Genomic DNA, 21,510 nt, shown 5'->3' on the forward strand with positions numbered 1-21,510 from the left:
AGCAAGCTTAATCAGCTTTGCTACCTCATCGAATCTATTTTAGATTTATTAGTTTAAAGAATTTACAGCATTTTTTAATGCTTCTGTTGCTTCATCAACTTGTGATTGAGTTGCATTATTATTGTCGTTCACTGCTTTTGCATCTGCAACTGCTAGCATCAAGTTACTCCAGCTGTCGGCTGTATAATTCTCTTCTGACAAGCTGATTGCGATATTATAAGCTTCGACTAAATCAGTTTTATTAATTGTTACTTCACTGCTCTCTGTCGACTCTGTACTTGACTCGCTTGTTTCTGTTGACTCTGCTTCTGTTGAAGTGGTGCTTTCGCTCGTTGTTTCTGCTGTATCGCTTTCTTGCGTTTCTTCCGTTACGCTTGCAGGTGCTTCAACTTGGGCTGAACGAGTTGTTGTTGGTACATCTAAGTCATAGTTCCATACCCCTTGGAATACATAGGTTAAACCGTATGTTCCATTTCCTAAGTCGTAAATTGCTACACCTACACCACCACTAGTTGTATCTTCACTTACACCTAAGTAAGCATTATGCCCAGATGATGCAATCCAACTGTCTAACATCGCTTGTGCTAACGTATCCAAGTTGTTGTTAATATATTCTAATGAATAACCAGTTGTGAATTTACCAATGTTTTCACCATTCGCTGAACCGTTATAACCTAAGTCAGACAAGGCTGTTCTAATTGAACGTCCATCAGGTCGGATATGTTCATATAACGTTTCAATTTCCACTGCACGTGTATTTACAGCTTGTTGAATTTTACTATCTGTTGCTAAAGTAAACGTATTGAAGTTTGATACTCGGTAAGAGTTAATCAAGCTAAACAATTTAGTTGAGATGGCACTTTGCATCGTTCCGATTTGACCAGTTAAGTCTTCAGAAGTTGATTTGTAATTAAACGTAATTGTTTTATTTCCATCTACCGTTACTGTTTGAGTTGCATCACCGACTAATTCATAACCGTCAAAGGTTTCAGAATTTGCTGTATATGACGTTCCTTCATCAACTTTTACACTTGATTGTTTTAATACTGTATTATCGTCAGTATTTAAGTGAACTACTTTAACAGTATATTGAGTTACTGGTGTTGCGTTTTTAGTATAGTTAAACGTAATTGTTTTATTTCCATTTACTGTCACTGTTTGAGTAGAATTACCGCTTAAAGTGTAACCATCGAATGTTTTAGAGTTGGCTGTATATGAAGTTCCTTCATCAACTTTTTCTGATGTTGTTCCCAATACAGTTCCATCACTTCCTACATGTTTTACTGTTACAGTGTATTGAGTTACTGGTGTTGCGTTTTTAGTATAAGTAAACGTAATTGTTTTATTTCCATTTACGGTTACTGTTTGAGTAGCATTTCCACTTAAAGTGTAACCATCGAAAGTTTTAGCATTCGCTGTATAAGAAGTTCCTTCACTTACTTTCTCAGTTGATGTTCCTAACACAACTCCATCGCTACTTACATGATTTACTGTTACGTTATATTGAGTTACTGGTGTTGCGTTTTTAGTATAGTTAAACGTAATTGTTTTGTTTCCGTCTACTGTTACTGTTTGAGTTGCATCACCACTTAAAGTATAACCATCAAAAGTTTGAGCGTTAGCTGTATAAGAAGTTCCTTCATCAACTTTTTCTGACGTTGTTCCTAATACAGTTCCATCGCTACCCACATGTTTTACTGTTACAGTGTATTGAGTTACTGGTGTTGGCACAACTTCTTTTTCTTTGTAGTTAAATGATACAGATGAGGTTGTTCCAAAACTTACTGTAGAAGTTCCTTCACCATCTAAAACATACGTTTTACCGTTGGCAGTGATTTCTAAATCCGCATTGACTTCTTCAGTTGTTCCTACTTGACTACTTACTGTAGTTGTTTTTAATACCGTATCTCCAACTTTTGATTGAATTGCGACTGCACGAATATCTTTTGCATACGTGAACGTTACCGTTGTATCCTTACCGAACTCAGCATCTTTTGTTTCGCTATCCGCTAACTTAAATCCTAAGCCATCAATTGTTAAAGTTTTTTCTGCTGTTAAAGTTGCAGAAGTTCCTTCTTCACCGCTCACTTGACGAGTTGATAACGTATTGCCATCAGCATCCACATAATTTACAGTGATTGTTTTAGTTTCTGCTACATCTTTTTTAACTAAACTTTGAACCGCATTATTTAAAGAAATTGCTGAGTTAATCACAGTTGATTGACGAGAGTTTTCATCCGCATAAACTGCTTTGGCATCGATTAAAGCATTTGTCATTGCTAAGTAAGATTCCGCAGTATAACCATCTGCTTCGATTGCTTCTGCATTTGCGATTGCCATTTCTAATGAAGATTTATTTACTTCGTCACCCTTTGCAATCGTCAATCCATTAACCGCATTTTGTAAGTTTTTAACAGCTGTATCAACATCTGCTTGTGTTGAATTTTTATTATTTAAAACAGTTAAACCAGCACCTGATGCATCTACTACTTTCATATAAGAAGCTAAAGTATAATCACCTTGCCAAGACTCATACCAAGTATCTACTAATGCTTGTAAAACTGATTTGTCTACCGCTACTGGTACAACAGGGTCTACTGGTTTTTCAGGATTTACTGGTTTTTCAGGTGTTACTGGTTTTGTAGGTGTTACACTTCCACCACTTGTTGAACTATCTGTCGTTCCACTTGTTGAACTATTGTTTGTAGTTGATGCTGTAGAGCTAGATGCATTATTTGTAGTTGTTTGAGTTTCAGTACTGTTTGAATTGATTGTTGCATTGTTAGTCGATGTACTAGAATTGTTAACCGAATCTTGTGAAGTACCGACATCAGCATTGGCATTTACTTTTTGTTCGTCTGTAACTGTACCTCCACCAATTTCCGTTCCGTCTGATGAGGTGATGGTTACTTGATTACCATCCCATGAAATTGTGGTGCCTACGCTGAGGGTATACTGTTGTCCATTCACAAATCCATTATCATATAATAATTGCATTGGGTCGGCAATATTAATAGCCATTCCAATGTTCCAAACTGTATCACCTTCAGCCATGGTTAGCGATGTTTGACCTTCACTAATTCTGCTAGAGATATTTTCTACTGAATTTGCAGTCCATTCAGCCGCCGAAGCTGGTTCGCTAAACCCTATTACACCTAAACCTAATGCAACAGTCATACCTGCAACTACCCAACGTTTTTTGGCTTTATACATGCGTTTTGTAGTTTTAACTTCCCCACGCATCATTTCTTTTTGCTTGTTTGTTTTACTCATTTTTCCACTCCTGTTATTTTTTATATTTTCACAAATAATGTGTAAGTACCTTATATAGAATTATAATTCCAATTATTATCAATAAAATCGGTAACCAAAACTGTAAAATGAACAAAAAAATTGCTATAAGCACTCCAATTCCCAAAAACCAGCCTAGACAGCCACAGCCACTGGGCTCATCAGGAACTTTTATCATCTCAACAAAAACCCTTCCTGTTTCTTGTAACACCCCTTTTCACTCCTCTCATAACGTCATGAAGATAATTATCATTTCATGCTTATTCTTTCCGTACTTATTTCTCTATAAATCAGTTGTTTTATAGAAATCGAAAAAAAGGGCAAAAAAAGAAGCTCATAAGAATTGGGACCCAACTCTAACAAGCTTTAAGAACTGTCTATATTTTTTTATGTAATAACTCTATAAAACAACTGATTTATGCACTATTGGTACACGATGACCGCTAACATGTTTATTTTAACATCTTATTCTAATTCTTCAACAACTTTTTACCTTCTTCGCTGAATATTTGCTTGTCTCAAGTATTTGTATGCTGTTGAAGATTTAATTTTGCAACGTCGCGCTATCTCATCAACCGTAAGTGAGTTCAATTGGTACAATCGAATTAATTTGTTGAATTGAGATTGCGAAATTTTTGGTCTTCCTAATTTTTTCCCCTTCATTTTCGCACGTTCCAAACCAATTAAAACTCTTTCTCGAGTATTATTAACTTCATATTCATTAAAACTTGACAGAATTTGAAAAAACATCATTCCTCCAATACTACTTGTATCAATATTTTCTACAATACTAACATAGTTTACACCCGCATCAATTAAATCATCTATGTAAGTAATTAATGTTCTGAATCTTCTTGAGAATCTATCATTTTTAAAAACAATTAGATAAACTTGATTATTTTCATCCTCAGCTAAATCAAATACACATTTCAACATTTTTTTAAATTCGGGTCGATTATCATTTCTCCCTGAGCCATTTTCACTAAAAATATAATCGCAATTGCGTTCTTTCATCATTGCTATTTGATTTTCTAACGACATTTCTTGCTTATCATCAGTGGAAACTCGACAATATCCCACCTTGATTATTTTCCTTTCTATTTTCTTTTTCTTAGTCATCTATTGAAACCTCCCTTTATTGATACCTTATATTAAACGTTTCAATAAAAGGATAGTTTCAATAATCGTTGTTCGATTTAATTTGTCACAATTGCCTATCCATTCAAATAATTTTGAAAAAAAAGCAAAGTTATCATTTTAATTAACTACTCTTCATAGTTCCAAACAACTATGGAGAATTTTATGGGTACTACTTATATTTTAGAAGCTTTTCAATCTTCATTATGTTTCAATCTTTGTTCGGATATTATTGTATTTATTGATTAGTGTTAATAGTTCTTTTTGGTTTAATCCGTCCTCTAACAATTGTTTTTCTTTAGACATTTCAGTTAATTGCTTTCTTTGATTCATCTCTAACATTAGATTTTCAAGCTTTTCATAATTTAAATCAAATCTCTTTAGTTCTTTCTCAATGTTTTCCTTAGTAGCTTTCCTCTTCAATTGTGAGAGAGCTTGCTTACTATCTCCAATTATTCCAATCAAATTTTTGTTTTGTCCTCTGTATTTCTTTATATACTGATACTTTGCTAATTTGATTAAGCAATTCTTTATTGTTTTGAAGTATTTCTCAAATTTAACGTTTATATAATACTCCTCGGATTTAAAAGTATTTAACTGTTCTGCTTCTTCATTAGTTATTCCTAACATTGAAATAATTTTATCTTTTGCAGGCATGATATAATAGTTACCTTTTTTTCGCTGGTTTTCATAGTTTTTAACAATTGAATCTAATTCGTAATCTTCTAAAGCAGGTTTTAACAATTTGTTGATTTCGTAAATATTTTGATAACCTTGTTGCATTATTCTAAGAAATACATTTCGTTTGCCTTCGATGTTAAAATCCCTCATCTTTAACCATTCTAATAGTGCTTTGACACGATTAATAGTTAAGCTCCATTCTTGCGTGTTATTAGCAGTTTTTTTACTAGTTTTTTCTTCCGTTTTTGATTTTTCATTTTTTCCGTTTATAGAATAAATATCTTTCCAATACTTTTTCCATTCTAGTTCTTTTTTCAAATAAAAGTCAGTAATGTTATAAGAATTATGTGGTTGGTACTTAACGATTGAACTCATACACACATCTTTGCCATTCCTTTTATTATTAACAGTAAATGGTAAACGAAGATATTTTTCTTCAGAGGTTGCGTTACTATCAGCACTTAAATCATTGCTGATGTATTCAATAATCCGCTTCCATTTTTTTAGAAAAGAAATTTTGTAGTTTTTGCCTAATATAATAAAAGGACGGAGCTTCCAAATGATGTGGTAACCATGGCCACTATTAATTATAAAAGAGGGCTCAGGCAAACCTTTTTCGGCTATTCTTTCTTCTAGTTCTTCAGCAGTTAAATCATCCTCATCTACATCTGCCCACAAACAATTCAAAATAGCGGTGTTATCTTTGCTCTTACTTGTTGCAGTAAGCTTAAAAATGTTTGGCGTATAGTAGATGTTCTCTAAGTTGTTACTGAACTCATTTTTTAAATAATCTTGGAATGTTCCCTTTTTTAGTAGTTCTGCAATATTAATATTTACTTGGATTAGTTCTTCTTTGAATTGTATATTTTTTGCTAAATAAATTTTATGTCTGTCAATCCCATCATATAAGTCAGCAAAGAATGTAGAGATTACTTTAGTTACCTTTTTTTGGTCTATCAGCGTTTCAGTAGTATAGTTTTGGGCAAGTTGATTCATTTCGTCGATTAACTGCAAAATATTATTTGCCCGAAATGGTTCGTTAGTTAGTATTTTATCTGTGTTTGAGTAATCTCGTTTTGGTAAAATATCTGGTTGATAATCTTCATCGTGTTTTGCAGGGTCAACTATAAATTTATCTGGAATTTTATTATTCCCCGTAATTATTTTCATATAGTCCTCATGACTCAATTCTCCTTTATCCATTGTTATCCTAATCACTTCCTTTCTGTCTAGATATTCGTATTATCAAAATTTTGCTTATCAGAATCTAATGACTAACACTACGTGTTTAGTTGCTATATATAAAATACTTATATCAAAATGTTGACTCAGTTTGATATGTAATCTAAGTATTTTTAAGTTTAAATCCAACTTTCATGTGTATCATTGATGATAAAATTTTTAAAATAATTATTGTTGATAAATTTAATTTGAAATACAACGTGTCGCAACCAGTAGCCTTCTGGGTGGTTTTGAAATAACTTTGGTATAATTGAACCTTGTTATCTTAAAACGACCCAGAATGGCTCCCTGAACTTAATATCTCTGTTTATGCTTCTTCTACTTCAAAAAAATGTTCATATGTTTCTGAATCTCCATGTTTTTCAATAAATTTTTTTGCATCCTCTTCATCAATTAAAACAATTTTTTCTCCTCCTGAAAAAGTTGTTGAGCCAACTTGTTCACCATAAATGGAACCTGAACCCCCTTCACCGAAAATAAACCAATTTCCTTTTCTTGTTAAATATAATTCTTCACAAATATATCTATAATCACTACTATTCCCATAGCTCCATTCTGCAATTAATTTTGCTGTTTCCGTATCATATTTTTTTCCATCAATAATTTTTTTCATTTCATTTTCTCCTTTTTATTTTGATTTTTTGCTGATAATAAATTTGTATACCTAATATTCATTCACTTCATATTGATTAATTGCTCTTACTGAAAATATTTTTTGGGTATTATTTTCATTGAGCTTTCATTTTTTTGCTGGCTTAATATTATTAGAAACCCATCTTTTGTATTTCTTTGTCCCCATTCTCTTTGCCACTACTAATTCCTTCTTTCTTTTTATTTTTGACGACTGTTTTCATAGCTTGTTTTCATTTTATTGCAGCATAAATAGACCTCCAGTTATAAAATACTGCTTAATACATTTTTCCTCCCTTTTATATTATTGGTTTAAGCTTAACAGCTATGATTGCTCTAACCTATGTATATATGTATCAGGTAATTAATATTTGGTGCGAAGGTTGAGTAATTGTTTTATTATTATAGATTATTACTCGTGTATGGCTTTTTATATTTTTCTGTTTGTTATCTTATCTACGTCCAGACTGTAACTCTCATGAAACTTATTTTCAAGTCTTTTTTTCAATTTTTTTCGTAAAATTTATAAGAAATGATACCGCCAATTTCAGCGATTTGTTTAACAGATTGCGGGACTAAGCATATCAAACATATAATTCAAATAAGATTCTTCTTTAAAAATTTGAACAGTTGAAAAAATTTGTAAATTGCTAAGATTTTATTATTTTTTTATGGTGAAGAGCTTTTCAGATGCCTATTTCCCAAAAAAATTAAAACTGGTAGAACATTTGTTTTGTTCTACCAGTTCCTATTTTATAGTGACTGACTACTTCTTAGCTTTTAACCATTTATCAGACTAATCTCTTTTTGTCATTGAGAATAGTCTGATAAATATTCCTACCTATTCATATATCTACTTAGATGATTTCTTTTTTTCATCATTTTTTTTAATTTCTTGAATATCTAAATATATGGTTTGAGCAGTTACATCTAATTCCTTGGCAATTTCATTTACTTTCTTTCCTTTCTTAATTAAAGATTTTACCATTTCCCTTCTATTTTTTATTCCGCTTTTAATATCGAACCCAGTCCGTTTTTTTGTTCTTTTAATTCTTTTTTAATTGATTCGTTTTTATATTTTTTGAATGAATTATCTATGAATTTAAAATATTTATTTTTTAATTCTTTTTCCGACAAATCATTTGGGTTTATATTACTCGATTTGTTATCAATTTCATATATCGTTCCAAAATGTTCAGATAAAACATGCCTTACTGTTACTTTATCATTCTTTTTGTCATTATATATTAACAAATCCCTAATGTATGCTAAATCAAAATCTGGATAACACTTGATTGTTGTTATTTTTTTTAATACCTCTATGAGCCCCAGCTTAATCGCAATTTTAACGGTAGGATTCAAGCCTTCTACTAGTTCTTCATCTTTCCATGATGCTTTTATTTTTGCATAATCAATACCAGATTTTCTTTCAATCTTTTTAAACAATTCTGCCTTGTCTTCATCATCTAGAAAGTATAAAGCATAATGCCTAACTAAATTATATTCTGATATAAAATTAGGGTAAAACTTTTCTAAACTTTCCTTATCTTCTACTACATCTTCTACTATAATGTTTTCCCATTTTTTTGCTAAAAAAACTTTATAAACAATGATTTGAGTTAGTAATGAATAATAGTTTTTTATCAATTTTGTATCTCTTCCAAGCTTATCACCTAAATACTCAGGCTTTTTAGACATTACTTTTTGAATATCTCTCTCAGAAAGAAACAAGCTATTTTGCAAACTATTTAAATAATTGATATAGGACTCAATTGAAAATTTTTTACTCCACTGGTCTTTATTTTTGTAGTTTTTCAAACTCTTAGAAGATAAATAGTCATCTAAAATTTTTTTATATGGGATATTCCATTTAACGAACTCTCGATAATAAAATCTTAATGCTTTATCAATCGGAAACTTAGGAAAAACCTTAAAGAATTGTTCAATATTCATTCTGTTCACTCGATAGAATTGTTCAAACTCTAAAGGTCGTTGATAATGAGTAGTAAAACCTAATAGAAAACCCATTTCCTCATCCGTTACGGTCTCAATGTTTATTAACTTAGTTGGATACTTGTTAAAAATATTTATTAGATTTGTTATGGTGTAATTTTTTCTTTCTTCGATAGTCATGACTGATAATGGATTATAATAGTTTTCCATTATCCAATCTTCGTATTTTTTATACATATAACCTTCTTGAAAATCAAAGTTGATGCTGATTTTAAAAGGGAAAGGCCTTTTTCCAACCATTTTTTTAAATCTATCAAGCCTTACTTTTGAAAGCTGATACATATATTTATCTCTCTCAGAAGCTAAATAATATCTATCGTTTTCATATGCACTTAGCGCAATAGCTCCGCTTCCAGAAAAATTGTCTAATACTAAATCACCAGGCTCTGAAAATCTCAATATCAATTCATTTAGTACTTCTGGATTTTTTGTTGTCGAATGTATCCTTCCATCTACTTCCCTCACTTGAGTATCAGCATTTACCCTCTCAAATATTTCCCTTGAAGAAGATAAATCTTTAAAGTATTTGTAATAGTCTAAATCTAGTCCATATTTTTCAAAATCCTGAACAGTTATTTCATCATAACTTTGATTAACACCAACTATAAGATACTCACTTTCATTATAAAAACCAGCAAAATCATAAATACTATTCAACTTTCGATAATGGATATATTTTTTCTTCAGTCTTAAGTTATTCCAATTTTTAAAAATTCTCTTTTTTATTTTTAACATATCCAATTTTTTCTGAATCTGTGCTTTTATAACAGATAATGGTTTCAAATTTTGAATAGCATTATGTACCTTCTTTACCCTATCTCCTCTTTTTTTTGCGTTTTGCGGATTTTGTTTTACCCATTCAATATAACTCATAATTTTAAGATTTATATTTTGATAGATAAGGTCTTCACTGACATCCTTCATGGCCTTTTCAATAATACCAATATTCATATAGTCATTAAAAATAAGAACACAAGCATTCTCTTTAACTACACAATTTAAACTTCTAATATAGTCCCTAAAAAAAAGGAATCTTTCTTCGGTTGTCATAGGTTTGTCCCAATCCTCATTGTATCCAATAAAATATGGTGGGTCAGTAAGAACTAAATCGACTTGCCACTCCATTCCAGTTTTTCTATTGAAATCTTCGTAAGAAAAATTCACAATTTCATTTACGCTGCCTGTGCCCTCAAGATAAGCTTCATTCAAATTTGCATAGTCATCGTTAGACTCTAATAGATAATACCTTGTTAATTGTTCGATATCGTAATCTAAATTTTCATAAATAATACTGAAAACTGGTGTCAATTCAAATTTAGCAAATTGTTTATACAATGATATGCGCTTTTGGATTTCATGCTTAATTAGCTCAAAAGCACTCTCTTTAGTAAGATTAATATTTTCACCTTCAAGCAATTCTACTTCAGTTAATCTTAATCGGTTATCAATTTGTTTTCTATAAGTATCAAGTGATTGATATATTAACTCTTTCAAGAGATTGTAATTTTCTTCACTAGAAATTTCTAGTCTTTTTAGTTCGTTAGTTAAATACTCATTTAATGCCTTTTGTTTTACTTGAATAAAAATACTACTATTAAATACTTCTTCCAACAAATTCACCCTCTTCACATGATTTACCCACAACTGAATTATATCTTTTATTTAAATTATTGTAATCTGTTTCTTCATAATATCAGTAATTTTTCTTCTGACAAGAGCATAAGGGATACCTCTTATCAACTGCTATATAGATAATACCTATATCAACCTGTTGACTTAGTTTGGTATGTTTTGTCTAAAATTCATTAGTTTATTCTTTAATATCTTATGAATAGTTTCTGATTTTTTAATCAATAAAAGCGGATAATATAAGTTGGATTTATTAATAGAAAGAGAACAATTGGCATAAAGAAATTTGGTTGTTTTAACAGATTAATTTGAGGTCGAAACTAAACTTGCTTGATTTCTTATTTTGCAAAAAAAGAGAGCCATTAGGCTCCCAAATTTACTTTTTATTCGCTTGCTTACTATCTTTTACAACAGGCTCCGTTTTATATTCCTCAATCTTTCCGTTTTTATCCAATGAATCGACTAAAAATTTTAATTCCACTTTGATTTTAGCTAGTTCATTGCAGGCAGTTTGAAACTTCTCCACTACTTTTTTATCTGTAACAGAAAGCTCATCTTTTTTTAATTTGACTAATGATACATCTTTTAAATAGCCATCTGTCAGTTTTAAAAGAATATCAGCTTTGTTGATAGAATAAACCATTAAAGTTTTACCATCTTTTTTGACAATCCTAAATCCCTCTTCTTTTCCTTGTTGAACTCGAGTAAAAATGCCACTTAAAACGCCTTTCCGCTCTGTTCCATCAAATTTAACAAGTTGACGTTTAAGCTTGTCAATACTAATTAATTCTTTCCACAACTCACCATGTGTTCTGCCTTTACCATCACTTAAAATCCCTTTTAGTGCTACTTTTACTTCTGTTGTTGTTGACATACTTTTTCATCCTTCCACTTTTAAAAATTACTTTTTTAACGTGTCTGAAGGATAACTCTGTACGTTATCTATAGCAAGTTTTTCTTTCTTTTATTTATGGTTAAATAAGTATTTTTAATTTTATGAGAATGTATCTAACGTTATTTAATCACCCTTGAAATTCACTAAAAAGGGGGAAAGTCTACTCAAATGTCTACTCATACACTTTTTATCTTAAAAATATCTACTCTCCTTTTATGTTCCTATTTAAAGTTTGTCTTACTGTCCCAAAGAATTTCGATTTAGTTGTTTTAAAAAGTCTACTCAAATAGTCTACTCAAAAGTCTACTCATTTTTTTTATTTTTAAATCATAAATGTAGAGTTGACACAAAAAATAAAGAAAATTAAATAACAAAACAAAAAATAAAAAAAGTCTGAAAACCCTAATTTAATAAGGTTCTTCAGACTATTTTATAAAGCCACTTAACGGGCTTGAACCGTTGACCTCATCCTTACCATGGATGCGCTCTACCAGCTGAGCTAAAGCGGCGTAGTAATTGAACACAAGATATAGGATAACCAAGAAGGCGATTGTTGTCAATGCTTTTAGAAAAAATATTTTTGAGAAACAATTTTTTTCTAAAAGTTTGGCGTAGTTTAAGTTTTCTTTGTTAAACTTATTTTGGATTTATCTTATCGAAGAGCTTTGCTAAGATTAAAAAAAGGATGTGAAGCGATGTATCCCAAAACTCAAGCGTTGATTCAAAAATTTATGGCAGAAGGGATTTTCCCGGGAGTCGTTTATCAATTTAGAACACCAGAGGCCGTTGAGAACCAGACCCTTGGCTGGCGTCAAATTCTGCCAAGTAAAGAAAGTATGGAGCTGACGACAATTTTCGATGTCGCTTCTTTAACAAAGGTTATTTGTACAACAACGGTTGTTTTGCAGTTGTTGGAAAAGGGAAAATTGCAGATAGATTCGCCATTGAAAGAATATCTGCCGGATTTTGAAAATGCTAGCATTACTTTGCGGCATCTTTTGACTCATACGTCAGATATTCAGACGTATATTCCTCAGCGGGATAAGTTGACGGCCTTAGAATTACGTCAAGCTTATTACCAATTACAGCCGGGAACTAATCTAGGTAAAAAAATGCAGTACACAGATGCGGGCACTATTTTATTAGGTTTTATGTTGGAAAAAATTTTTCAAAAACCGGTAGTGAAGATTTTTCAAGAGGAAGTTTTGCAACCATTAAAAATGGCAGATAGCGGCTTTTTACTTACTGATGTCAGTCTTGTAGCACCGACAGAAAATCATCCACAGTTAGGCATTTTGAAAGGTGTGACCCATGACCCGAAGGCGCGAGTTTTAGCAGAGCATGCTGGCAATGCCGGCCTTTTTACAACGTTAGGTGATGTCAGTAAATTTACGGAGATGTATTTAAATTTCGGTGAAACAAAATCGGGGCAATTTTTAAAAATGGCCACGATTACTGGACTGTTGCAAGATCAGACGCCTTTAGAAAATGGCAACCGTTCATTAGGCTGGGATATTCGTTATCAAGGCACTGCAGGGAAACCAATGTTATTTCACACAGGTTATACAGGAACATTTATCTTGATGGATTTGCTCGCTAGAACGAGTTTCATTTTTTTATCGAATCGGGTGCATCCCGTTGATCAACGAAATCAATACATTGAAAAACGTAATCAGCTGTTGACAGTTTATTTAGCTGAGCTACAGGAAAATAAACCGTTTTAAGAAAAGCTGTGGTATAATTTTCGGGGAAAGTAAAGCGATTAAATGTTTTTTTATTAGACAATGAAGAAAGAGGAGTCAGTCATGGAACCATTATTTTTAAAACCAGTCTTTCAAGAAAAAATTTGGGGCGGCAACCGTCTGCATACGGTGTTTGGCTTTGATTTACCCAATGAAAAAATTGGCGAAGATTGGGCAATCAGCGCTCATCCCCACGGCGTATCTACTGTTGAAAATGGCAAGTTCAAAGGGCAGCGCTTAGATGATTTATGGAAAGAACATCAAGAATTATTTGGGCATTCAAGTGAGCCAGTGTTTCCTTTGTTAACCAAAATTTTGGATGCAGAAGATGATTTATCTGTACAAGTTCATCCAGATGACGCCTATGGAATGGCCCATGAAGGGGAACTTGGGAAAACTGAATGCTGGTACATTATCGATGCGGAGCCTGGTTCGGAAATTATTTACGGACACCACGCAAAAACACGGGAAGAATTGGCTGAGATGATTCATGAAGGCCGTTGGGATGATTTATTGAAGAAGGTCCCAGTTAAAAAGGGCGATTTCTTTTATGTGCCTAGTGGGACAATTCATGCGATTAACAAAGGGATTTTAATTTTAGAGACGCAACAAAGCTCAGATACCACTTATCGGGTCTATGATTATGATCGCAAAGATGATCAAGACAATCCGCGGGAGCTGCACATCCAACAATCAATCGATGTGACCACGATTCCCGGTGACACGCCGATTTTAAATGTCAAGGAAGTGCGCCAAGGACAATCCTCAATCATCACGTACATTGAATCAGCTTTTTTCAATGTCTATGAATGGCAAGTGGCCGGCAGTCTTACCGTTAGGGCCCATGCACCGTATACGCTGATGACCGTAACAGATGGCGCCGGTCAATTGGTAATTGACGGTCAAGAATATCCGTTGACAGCTGGCAGTAGTTGTATTATTCCTAATGGTATTGACGAGTGGAAAGTCGAAGGGGCAATGATTGTGATTGCTTCTGAACCTGGAAAAAAATAATTTTGTTTCAGAATGAATAAAAAAGCAGCACTGGGCTCGGTGCTTTCCAAAGTTGGAAAGTTCCTTGTCCAGTGCTGTTTTTTACTAATTGCTGGTGGCTGCTTCCTCTTGAAATTCTTTTGGTAAATCAAGCGGCTCGCCGTATTTATTTTTTAAAGCTGTTTTAATAAGGCGGATGGCTAATTTTTCATTGCGGGATAAAATCGGTCCGTGGAAATAAGAGCCATACACATTTTTGTAAATCACGCCTTCAGATTGGTCCTCGCCGTTATTGCCTTTACCCTTGACAACATTACCTAAAGGACGTTCACCTTCGCCTAAGAAGGTACGGCCGTTATGATTTTCAAAGCCGTAATAAGTTTCGTTAAACTCTTCGTTGTGAATCACAATATCGCCGATAAAACGATTGTTGTCTTGGCTCAAGGTGTAATGGTCGAGGGCGCTGATGCCGGGGATTTTTTCGCCATTAGCTCCAGTGTAATAATGGCCTAATAATTGATAACCGCCACAGATTGCTAGCATCACCCGATTATTTTCAATATAGCGGATGATATCTTCTTTTTTAGTTTGAATGTCATTAGAAACAATCGATTGTTCGAAGTCTTGACCGCCGCCAAAAAAAACGATGTCGTATTTTTCCGGATCAAATTCTTGGTGGATACTGACAATTTCAGTGGTTAGGGTGACGCCCATTTTTTTAGCATAGTATTGCAGCATCAAGAGATTGCCATTGTCGCCGTAAGTATTAAGTAAATTTCCATAGAGATGGGCGAGGTTCAATTGATAATCAGCCACGGTCCATTCCTCCTTTTATATAATCTTTTTGAGCTAGCTCTTTGCGCAACTGTAAAACAGCGGTGTAGGTCGCTAAAATATAAACATGTTCAGTTGGTAATTGTTTAATATCTTCAATGACTTGGCTTAAGGATTCTTCTTCCTTAATTTTTTCTTCTGGCAGCCCAGCAACTTTTAAGCGCAGCGCCATATCACGATGGCGGTCGCCCCCTGCAATAATTTCTGGAATGTTGCGCTTAGCCAGCGCCTCATAATCGCCATCCCAAATCCAGCTGACATCAATCCCGTCTGCATAATTGGCATTTAATAAAGAGACGAGGGAGAAATCATATGGGGCTAAATTAATCATATCAATCACTTGGTTTAAGCCGACTGGATTTTTAACTAAGACCAATGTGCAGTGTTTGCCTTCAATCGTAAATTCCTCTTGACGGCCAAAAACTTTTTCATCATAGCCTAAACCTTGACGAATTTTTTCCGGGGCCACGTTATAATATTCGGCCACAGCTGTTGCGGCAAGAGCGTTGTAGACGTTATAAAGGCCACCGACTTCAATACCGTATTGTTCATCATCAATCACAAAATCAGCCGAAACATTATCCATCGCTGTCATTTTTGTTAATTGATAATCCAGTTCTGGGCGATGGAAGCCACAGTTCGGGCAATAATATTTGCCGAGATTAGCGTAGGTAATCATTTTATAATGCAAAATGTGATGACAGGTAGGACATAAAACACCGTCGGTATTGTAGTGGGCCATCTGTTCTTGATCAGGCTCGTGATTAAAGCCATAATATTTGCGGGGATTAACAGTCGCCACTGAATTAAAAATGGGCGAGTCGCCGTTTGCTAAAATCGGCGCTGTCGGTGATTTTGCCGCACCTTCGACAATTAAGCGATAAGTCGTATAGATTTCGCCATAGCGGTCCATCTGGTCTCTGAAAATATTCGTGAAGACAAAGAGCTCCGGCTTAATGTATTCAGTAACCTTTGCTAGGCTGGCTTCGTCGATTTCTAAAACGGCGAATTTTTCACCCTTTTGCTTTTTCGCATTTAAGAAGGTGGAGACAATTCCTTGGGCCATGTTGGCACCGGTAGGATTGGTTAAAACCTCAGGGAACTGCTGTTTTAAAATATTTACAGTCAAGGAAGTGGTTAAAGTTTTACCATTGGTGCCGGTGACTACCACGACTTGATAATCCTTAGATAAACTATTTAAAACATCAGGGTCAATCGTCAAAGCTAATTTTCCCGGAAAGCTGGAACCGCCTTTGAAAAAAGTTTTTAAAACCCATTGCGAGGACTTTCCAGCAGCGATTGCCAGCTGACTGCGTAGACTCATAGTGTTCCCTCCATCAAACTTTCATAAATTCAACTTATCTTACCACATTCATTTCAAAAACTTAAATGCTCTTTCTCTAGCTTAAGAAAAAGCAAAAAAATCATGACCGGCTTAACCGATAATGATTTTTTCTTGAGGATATTTGTAGCCACTGTCTCGACGTTCCTTCGGGATAAATAACAGCAAGGTATAAAGCATGCCGATTCGACCGATAAACATCAAAAGAGCGATGACTAATTTTCCCGTCATACTTAATTCTGGGGTGATGCCCATTGAAAGACCGGTCGTTCCAAAAGCGGAGGCAACCTCGACAATGATGGCGATTAAGGATTGTTCCTCGGTGGCGGTTAAAAACAAGACGCAACCAAAACACATGCCTAAAGAAAGCATAAACACGACCATTGATTTGCGGACGTCGTCATCAGGAATTTGGCGACCAAAGGCATTGACATTCTTTTCGCCCCGTAGAAAAGAGATGATGTACAGTCCTAAGATTGCGACCGTTGTGGTTCGAATACCACCGCCGACAGAACTAGGGGAACAGCCGACAAACATCAAAAGAGAAAAGAAAATCAAGGTGGTCACTTGAAAATCACTTAAAGGATTAATTTGCAGACCAGCATTACGGGTGGTCATCGAATAAAACATCGAAGTCATCCATTGTTCAATCGGCCCCTTATCTAAGAAGAAATGGTCTTTTTCTAATAAGAAAATCGCAATGGTGCCGGCAATAAATAAGACAAAAAAAGCTAGAACGGCTAATTTGGTAAACAAAGAAAAACGAAACGGAATTGGTGTTGGCTGCTTTTTATAAGACAGCCACTCGCGAAACTCCATAAGCACAGGAAAGCCAATGCCACCGATAAAAATTAAAAACATAATAATACTTAAAAAGAAATAATCGTGGGCAAATGGAGTAATTGATTGCCCCGTGACATCAAAGCCGGAGTTGGTGACCGCCGAGATGGCTTGATAAAAGCCATAGAAAACGGCATCCCAAAAATTTCGGTAATAGCCTCTAAAATAGAAATACAACGAAAAAATGAGGCCGAAAATAACTTGGAAAAAAACAATAATCCCAAAGGTGATGCGAATCAGACGGACAATGCCGCTAAGCTTCGTTTGATTCATATCGGTCATAATCAGCTGCCGTTGCTTTAAAGATATCCGGCGTTTGGAGACGATAAAGAAAAACGTCGAGATCATCATAATCCCTAGTCCGCCGATTTGAAAAAGGACTTCTAAGAGGACTACGCCATTTTGATTAAAAACATCATTAATATTAAAGGTGGTCAAACCAGTCACGCTGACAGTGCTGACAGCCATGAAAAACATGTCAATAAAAGGCTGGTGACTGTCCGGTTCCCGAAAAATTGGCAGGTAAAATAAGAGTAGGGATAACAAGGTCATCACCACATAATACATCACAATTATTTGGATGGAGGTAAAATGTTTGGCCGAAAAAAGCTTTAAGGCTCGTTGTTTTTTGCGAATAAAAGTCGTTACACTCATCTTTAAACTCCTTGCAGGTTCTTGTCACTAGTATAACAGATTTGATAAAAAAATTTAGCGGAACACAGTAGCAACAAAATAAGTCGAATTGTTTCAAAAAATTGCTGGAATACGCTAGTATTTAATTGTGATAAGAAGAATTGCATTATAAGAGTTTTTCTTAATAAGATTCAAAAAATAGAAAAGGAGTTTGAGAAACATGAGAAAATTTAATTTAGGTTATTTCATTTTGGGGTTATTATTCATCTTCATCTCCATTATTTCCTTTAGAGATCCGGCTAGTAATTTAGTGGCTTTGGTGATCTTTTTTGCGGTGATGGCAATCTTGAAGGGAATTTTTGAAATTGCGATTCGCCGGCCACTGCAAAATACTACTGGCGGCAAAGGAACTTTCGTTTTAGTGATGGGGATTATCGATATTATTCTAGGAATCTTCCTTTTGTTCAATATGTCAGCCGGCGTATTGGCCTTACCAATTATTTTCGCTATTTGGTTTATCATCGACTCCATCGGTGAATTGATGATTTCCAGTGCCTTTAAAGAAGTTAGCACTGGTTACTACTGGTTTATGGTAATTGTCAACATTCTGGGTATTATTTTAGGCTTTATCCTACTCTTTAATCCGCTATCCGCTGCCTTGACGTTAGCCTTTTTAGTCGGAATTTACTTTATGATTACCGGCATTACTTATCTAGTGGCGGCCTTTTAATCGATAACAGCGCAAATCTTCAGCAGGGATGTTACAATCCTTGTTGAAGGTTTTTTTATTTTAAACTAGATTTAAATTAGATAAGGAGCAGTTTTATGAAAACTATTTTAGTCATCGGCAGTTCCTCAACGGATTTTATAGTCACCACCAAACAATTGCCCGCAAGCGGTGAGACAGTTTTTGGAGAAGCTTTTGCTACGCGCTTTGGTGGCAAGGGAGCCAATCAAGCGGTGGCCGCCAGTCGTCTGGGGGCAAAGGTCACCATGATTGGTAGTGTCGGCGCAGATTCCTTCGGAGAAAAAATCACAGAAAATTTACTGTCTAATCAAGTGGATGTCCAATATTTTAAGCAAACAGCCCAACAGTCTTCTGGTTCAGCGCATATCACCCTTTATAAAGGAGATAACCGAATTGTTGTCGTGCCGGCTGCCAATGATTTATTGACGGTAGCCTATTTGAAACAATACAGTTCAGTGCTTAACGCAGCGGATTTTGTCATCCTGCAAAATGAAATTCCCCAAGAAAGTAATCTTTGGGTAATTGATTTTTGTGCAGAAAAGGCAATTCCTCTACTGTATAATCCAGCACCGGCTCGGAAAATTTCTGCTGCGAGCTTAGCAAAAACGACTTACTTTACACCGAACGAGCAAGAAATGCAGCAGCTATTTCCGAAAAATAGTTTGTCAGAAAGTTTACGACAATTCCCCAATCAATTAATTATCACAATAGGGCAAAAAGGGGCAATCTTTTTTGATGGAGAGAAAGAAATTATGGTGCCAGCTTTTGCGACAGAAGCTGTCGACACAACAGGGGCGGGGGATACCTTTAATGGGGCCTTTGCGGTGGGAATCCTGCAGGGCTTGCCGATTGCCGAAGCAATTCGCTTAGGCAATTTAGCTGCCAGTTTTTCGGTCCAAGGATTTGGAGCCCAAGGCGGTATGCCGACCCTTGCAGATTTAAAAACTTCTGCTGATTTTACATTTAAGTTTTAAGGGAAAGTGCCATCTAAAGCACAAAAAACTGCCGATTCGGATTGCAGCTAAGCTAGCTGAATCCCAAAATTGGCAGTTTTTTTGTGGAGGTAATCGGTAGAAAAAATTAGTTTACAACGGTCCATTCATTGATACTCTTGCCGTTTTCATCAAGTAATTCTAACCAGCTATTGGTGCCACCGAAATATAAAAAGAGGCCGACTTCATTGACACTTTTTAAAATAATATCTTCAGTTGTTGTAAAATCTTGAAACTGGTGCTGATGTTCTTGCCGTAACTGCTCGCCAAAACGAGCGGAAAAGCCCAGTGAGCCATCTTTATTTAATGGTGCTTGCGGCAGCATTTTAGCGCCGGCTTTAATCAGCATTTCATTGCGTTTAATCCAAAAAACTTTTGCTTGTGCGTCTGGTCGGTCAACGGAAAATTCAATTTCACTGACTTCCTTCGTCCATTTATGGCGGGGCTTACCGCCCTTTGCTTTACTGGGCTTTTCCTCAGCGGCTTGAGGACGGGTCAAAGGATAGCCAAAGCGTTCTAAAATCAAAAAGCTGTCTGCGAATGCGGGGATAATAATTTTTTCGATATTTTCCGGCAAAGCTGTCTTTTTCAATTTGACAGCATAGGGTTGGCCAGCAGTATGCAGCACATTATTTAAATAAGTGCTGTAATAATCTTTTTCTGTTTCTAACGGGAAATCTAAATAAATTAATTGGTCAAAGGGGACATCTGGATCTTCAAAGGTATTTGTGGTGGCCAAGGCCACAACTTTTCCAGCGTTTAAAAAGAAGAGAAAACCAGAATCATGTTCGCTTTGAAAAGAAAAGCCCCTATTTTCAGCATCAGTAGCAACTGGCTTGGTAATAAAAATGGTTAAATCATTAGCTCCAAAAATTTCAGTGTAAACTTCGTATAAATTCACTTTTAGTTCCTGCAATAAATTATTTGTTAAATGGGTCATTTTAAATCCTCCTTCAGTTAACTGTATCAGTTATTTTCTATTAAACCTTTTTTCGATTTCCTTGTCATGTTTGCGGATTAAATTTTTTTAGTTTCGCGTTAGCACTCTCTTGACAAGAGTGCTAACTAGCAGTAAAATATAAACATCAGGAAAGGTCAAAGATAACTTTCCCCTTAGAGATTATGCCAGATTTTTAAGGTTCTAAATAATTTTAGTGAAAGAAGATGGAGACAATGGCAAACTTAACAACAAGAAACAATAACTGGATGTCAATGGGAGACAATTTTTTCGATAATTTTTTCCCAAGTAATTTTAGAGCGAATGAATTTAAAGTCGATATTAAAGAAACTGAAACTGCTTATGAAGTCAAAGCTGATTTACCTGGCTTTGACAAGGAAAATTTGAATGTTGTGTACGATGATAATATTTTAACGATTGATGCAAAACGAGATAATACAGTTGAAGATAAGGATGAAGACGGCAATTTCTTAAGACGCGAACGTAGCAGTCAATCCTTCCGGCGGCAATTTATGCTAAAGGGCATCGATGAAGATAAAATAACTGCCAACTTTAAAGATGGCGTTCTGCATTTAGAATTAGCTAAAGCAGCAACTAATGATAAAGACCGTAAACGGATTGAAATTAATTAAAAAGTTTTATGCCATAGAACCTGGATATTTTCTGGGTTCTGTGGTTTTTTTGTTGTCTCTAGCCAATCTGATAAGTAGTGAAGATTTCAGATGTATACAGAGAGTTTATGCCAGCGGAATAATTATCATGGTTTTTTGAAATTTATTGAGTGGTATAATTATTTACAAGCTTCAACAAAATAAGCATAAGTGGTATAACAGCGATAGTTGCAAACTGACTAGGTCTGCAAAAATGTTGAAACTGGATGAGAATAAATGGACAGAAAAGCCTAGATTAG

The 21,510-nt window shown here is 34.7% G+C and carries 17 protein-coding genes and 1 tRNA gene; 5 read left to right on the top strand and 13 right to left on the bottom strand.

Translation table 11 applies throughout. The annotated features are described in order from the left end of the window. Positions 1–48: 48 nt before the first annotated feature. The 9 genes from ORH16_RS10320 to ORH16_RS10360 all read right to left on the bottom strand — a co-directional run bounded on the left by ORH16_RS10320 (position 49) and on the right by ORH16_RS10360 (position 12,027). Positions 49–3,273: a MucBP domain-containing protein gene (locus ORH16_RS10320; protein ID WP_265458610.1), complete on the bottom strand. Its 3,225-nt coding sequence runs from the start codon at positions 3,271–3,273 to the stop codon at positions 49–51. 28 nt (positions 3,274–3,301) lie between these two features. Further along, positions 3,302–3,502: a preprotein translocase, SecE subunit domain protein gene (locus ORH16_RS10325; protein WP_265458612.1), complete on the bottom strand. Its 201-nt coding sequence runs from the start codon at positions 3,500–3,502 to the stop codon at positions 3,302–3,304. Between the two features lie 278 nt (positions 3,503–3,780). Continuing rightward, complete coding sequence (locus ORH16_RS10330) at positions 3,781–4,410, bottom strand: recombinase family protein (protein ID WP_265458614.1); 630 nt, start codon at positions 4,408–4,410, stop codon at positions 3,781–3,783. Positions 4,411–4,632: 222 nt separating this feature from the next. After that, positions 4,633–6,312 (bottom strand): hypothetical protein, encoded by a 1,680-nt coding sequence (locus ORH16_RS10335; RefSeq protein WP_265458616.1) that lies wholly within the window; start codon positions 6,310–6,312, stop codon positions 4,633–4,635. 346 nt (positions 6,313–6,658) lie between these two features. Beyond that, the gene (locus ORH16_RS10340) at positions 6,659–6,964 is read right to left on the bottom strand and encodes a hypothetical protein (RefSeq protein WP_265458618.1); all 306 of its coding nucleotides are present in this window, start codon (positions 6,962–6,964) and stop codon (positions 6,659–6,661) included. Between the two features lie 870 nt (positions 6,965–7,834). After that, positions 7,835–7,969 (bottom strand): HTH domain-containing protein, encoded by a 135-nt coding sequence (locus ORH16_RS10345; protein WP_265458620.1) that lies wholly within the window; start codon positions 7,967–7,969, stop codon positions 7,835–7,837. Positions 7,970–7,983: 14 nt separating this feature from the next. After that, the gene (locus ORH16_RS10350) at positions 7,984–10,608 is read right to left on the bottom strand and encodes a DNA methyltransferase (protein WP_265458621.1); all 2,625 of its coding nucleotides are present in this window, start codon (positions 10,606–10,608) and stop codon (positions 7,984–7,986) included. Between the two features lie 391 nt (positions 10,609–10,999). After that, positions 11,000–11,497, bottom strand: a complete 498-nt coding sequence (locus ORH16_RS10355; RefSeq protein WP_265458623.1) for a hypothetical protein — start codon at positions 11,495–11,497, stop codon at positions 11,000–11,002. A 457-nt stretch (positions 11,498–11,954) separates the two neighbouring features. Next, positions 11,955–12,027 (bottom strand) — tRNA-Thr (locus ORH16_RS10360). A gap of 186 nt (positions 12,028–12,213) precedes the next feature. On the opposite strand from ORH16_RS10360, the gene ORH16_RS10365 reads away from it, so the two are divergent. Next, positions 12,214–13,242 carry a serine hydrolase domain-containing protein gene (locus tag ORH16_RS10365; protein WP_265458625.1) on the top strand — a complete coding sequence of 343 codons (1,029 nt, stop codon included), beginning with the start codon at positions 12,214–12,216 and terminating at the stop codon, positions 13,240–13,242. A gap of 81 nt (positions 13,243–13,323) precedes the next feature. Continuing rightward, the gene (gene manA, locus ORH16_RS10370; RefSeq protein WP_265458627.1) at positions 13,324–14,274 is read left to right on the top strand and encodes a mannose-6-phosphate isomerase, class I; all 951 of its coding nucleotides are present in this window, start codon (positions 13,324–13,326) and stop codon (positions 14,272–14,274) included. A gap of 84 nt (positions 14,275–14,358) precedes the next feature. Here the strand turns inward: manA and ORH16_RS10375 are convergent, their stop codons facing one another. From ORH16_RS10375 to ORH16_RS10385, 3 genes are all read right to left on the bottom strand, one after another. Then, complete coding sequence (locus tag ORH16_RS10375; protein ID WP_265458629.1) at positions 14,359–15,069, bottom strand: type 1 glutamine amidotransferase; 711 nt, start codon at positions 15,067–15,069, stop codon at positions 14,359–14,361. Further along, positions 15,062–16,411, bottom strand: coding sequence for a Mur ligase family protein (locus tag ORH16_RS10380; protein ID WP_265458631.1), 1,350 nt, complete (start codon positions 16,409–16,411; stop codon positions 15,062–15,064). The genes ORH16_RS10375 and ORH16_RS10380 overlap by 8 nt, the downstream gene beginning before the upstream one ends. A 111-nt stretch (positions 16,412–16,522) precedes the next feature. Next, on the bottom strand, positions 16,523–17,923 hold the full coding sequence (locus tag ORH16_RS10385; protein WP_265458633.1) for a TrkH family potassium uptake protein: 1,401 nt from the start codon (positions 17,921–17,923) through the stop codon (positions 16,523–16,525). Positions 17,924–18,113: 190 nt separating this feature from the next. On the opposite strand from ORH16_RS10385, the gene ORH16_RS10390 reads away from it, so the two are divergent. Both ORH16_RS10390 and rbsK read left to right on the top strand, forming a co-directional pair. Then, positions 18,114–18,632, top strand: coding sequence for an HdeD family acid-resistance protein (locus ORH16_RS10390; RefSeq protein ID WP_416207852.1), 519 nt, complete (start codon positions 18,114–18,116; stop codon positions 18,630–18,632). A gap of 95 nt (positions 18,633–18,727) precedes the next feature. Beyond that, a complete protein-coding gene (gene rbsK / locus ORH16_RS10395) occupies positions 18,728–19,624 on the top strand; it encodes a ribokinase (protein ID WP_265458637.1) in 897 nt (298 codons plus the stop codon). 106 nt (positions 19,625–19,730) lie between these two features. On the opposite strand, the gene ORH16_RS10400 is transcribed toward rbsK, so the two are convergent. Continuing rightward, complete coding sequence (locus ORH16_RS10400) at positions 19,731–20,582, bottom strand: hypothetical protein (protein WP_265458639.1); 852 nt, start codon at positions 20,580–20,582, stop codon at positions 19,731–19,733. Positions 20,583–20,815: 233 nt separating this feature from the next. On the opposite strand from ORH16_RS10400, the gene ORH16_RS10405 reads away from it, so the two are divergent. Continuing rightward, the gene (locus ORH16_RS10405) at positions 20,816–21,232 is read left to right on the top strand and encodes an Hsp20/alpha crystallin family protein (RefSeq protein WP_265458641.1); all 417 of its coding nucleotides are present in this window, start codon (positions 20,816–20,818) and stop codon (positions 21,230–21,232) included. Positions 21,233–21,510: the final 278 nt, after the last annotated feature.

The sequence above is a fragment of the Enterococcus sp. HY326 genome (assembly GCF_026157065.1).
Classification (GTDB): Bacteria; Bacillota; Bacilli; order Lactobacillales; family Enterococcaceae; genus HY326.

What these genes read in the sequence shown, in the direction of transcription:
- manA (WP_265458627.1), top strand. Translation starts at nt 13,324, where the DNA reads ATGGAACCATTATTTTTAAAACCAGTCTTTCAAGAAAAAATTTGGGGC.
- ORH16_RS10345 (WP_265458620.1), bottom strand. Translation starts at nt 7,969, where the DNA reads ATGGTAAAATCTTTAATTAAGAAAGGAAAGAAAGTAAATGAAATTGCC.
- ORH16_RS10355 (WP_265458623.1), bottom strand. Translation starts at nt 11,497, where the DNA reads ATGTCAACAACAACAGAAGTAAAAGTAGCACTAAAAGGGATTTTAAGT.
- ORH16_RS10335 (WP_265458616.1), bottom strand. Translation starts at nt 6,312, where the DNA reads ATGGATAAAGGAGAATTGAGTCATGAGGACTATATGAAAATAATTACG.
- ORH16_RS10330 (WP_265458614.1), bottom strand. Translation starts at nt 4,410, where the DNA reads ATGACTAAGAAAAAGAAAATAGAAAGGAAAATAATCAAGGTGGGATAT.
- ORH16_RS10405 (WP_265458641.1), top strand. Translation starts at nt 20,816, where the DNA reads ATGGCAAACTTAACAACAAGAAACAATAACTGGATGTCAATGGGAGAC.
- ORH16_RS10340 (WP_265458618.1), bottom strand. Translation starts at nt 6,964, where the DNA reads ATGAAAAAAATTATTGATGGAAAAAAATATGATACGGAAACAGCAAAA.
- ORH16_RS10320 (WP_265458610.1), bottom strand. Translation starts at nt 3,273, where the DNA reads ATGAGTAAAACAAACAAGCAAAAAGAAATGATGCGTGGGGAAGTTAAA.
- ORH16_RS10400 (WP_265458639.1), bottom strand. Translation starts at nt 20,582, where the DNA reads ATGACCCATTTAACAAATAATTTATTGCAGGAACTAAAAGTGAATTTA.
- ORH16_RS10365 (WP_265458625.1), top strand. Translation starts at nt 12,214, where the DNA reads ATGTATCCCAAAACTCAAGCGTTGATTCAAAAATTTATGGCAGAAGGG.
- ORH16_RS10385 (WP_265458633.1), bottom strand. Translation starts at nt 17,923, where the DNA reads ATGAGTGTAACGACTTTTATTCGCAAAAAACAACGAGCCTTAAAGCTT.
- rbsK (WP_265458637.1), top strand. Translation starts at nt 18,728, where the DNA reads ATGAAAACTATTTTAGTCATCGGCAGTTCCTCAACGGATTTTATAGTC.
- ORH16_RS10380 (WP_265458631.1), bottom strand. Translation starts at nt 16,411, where the DNA reads ATGAGTCTACGCAGTCAGCTGGCAATCGCTGCTGGAAAGTCCTCGCAA.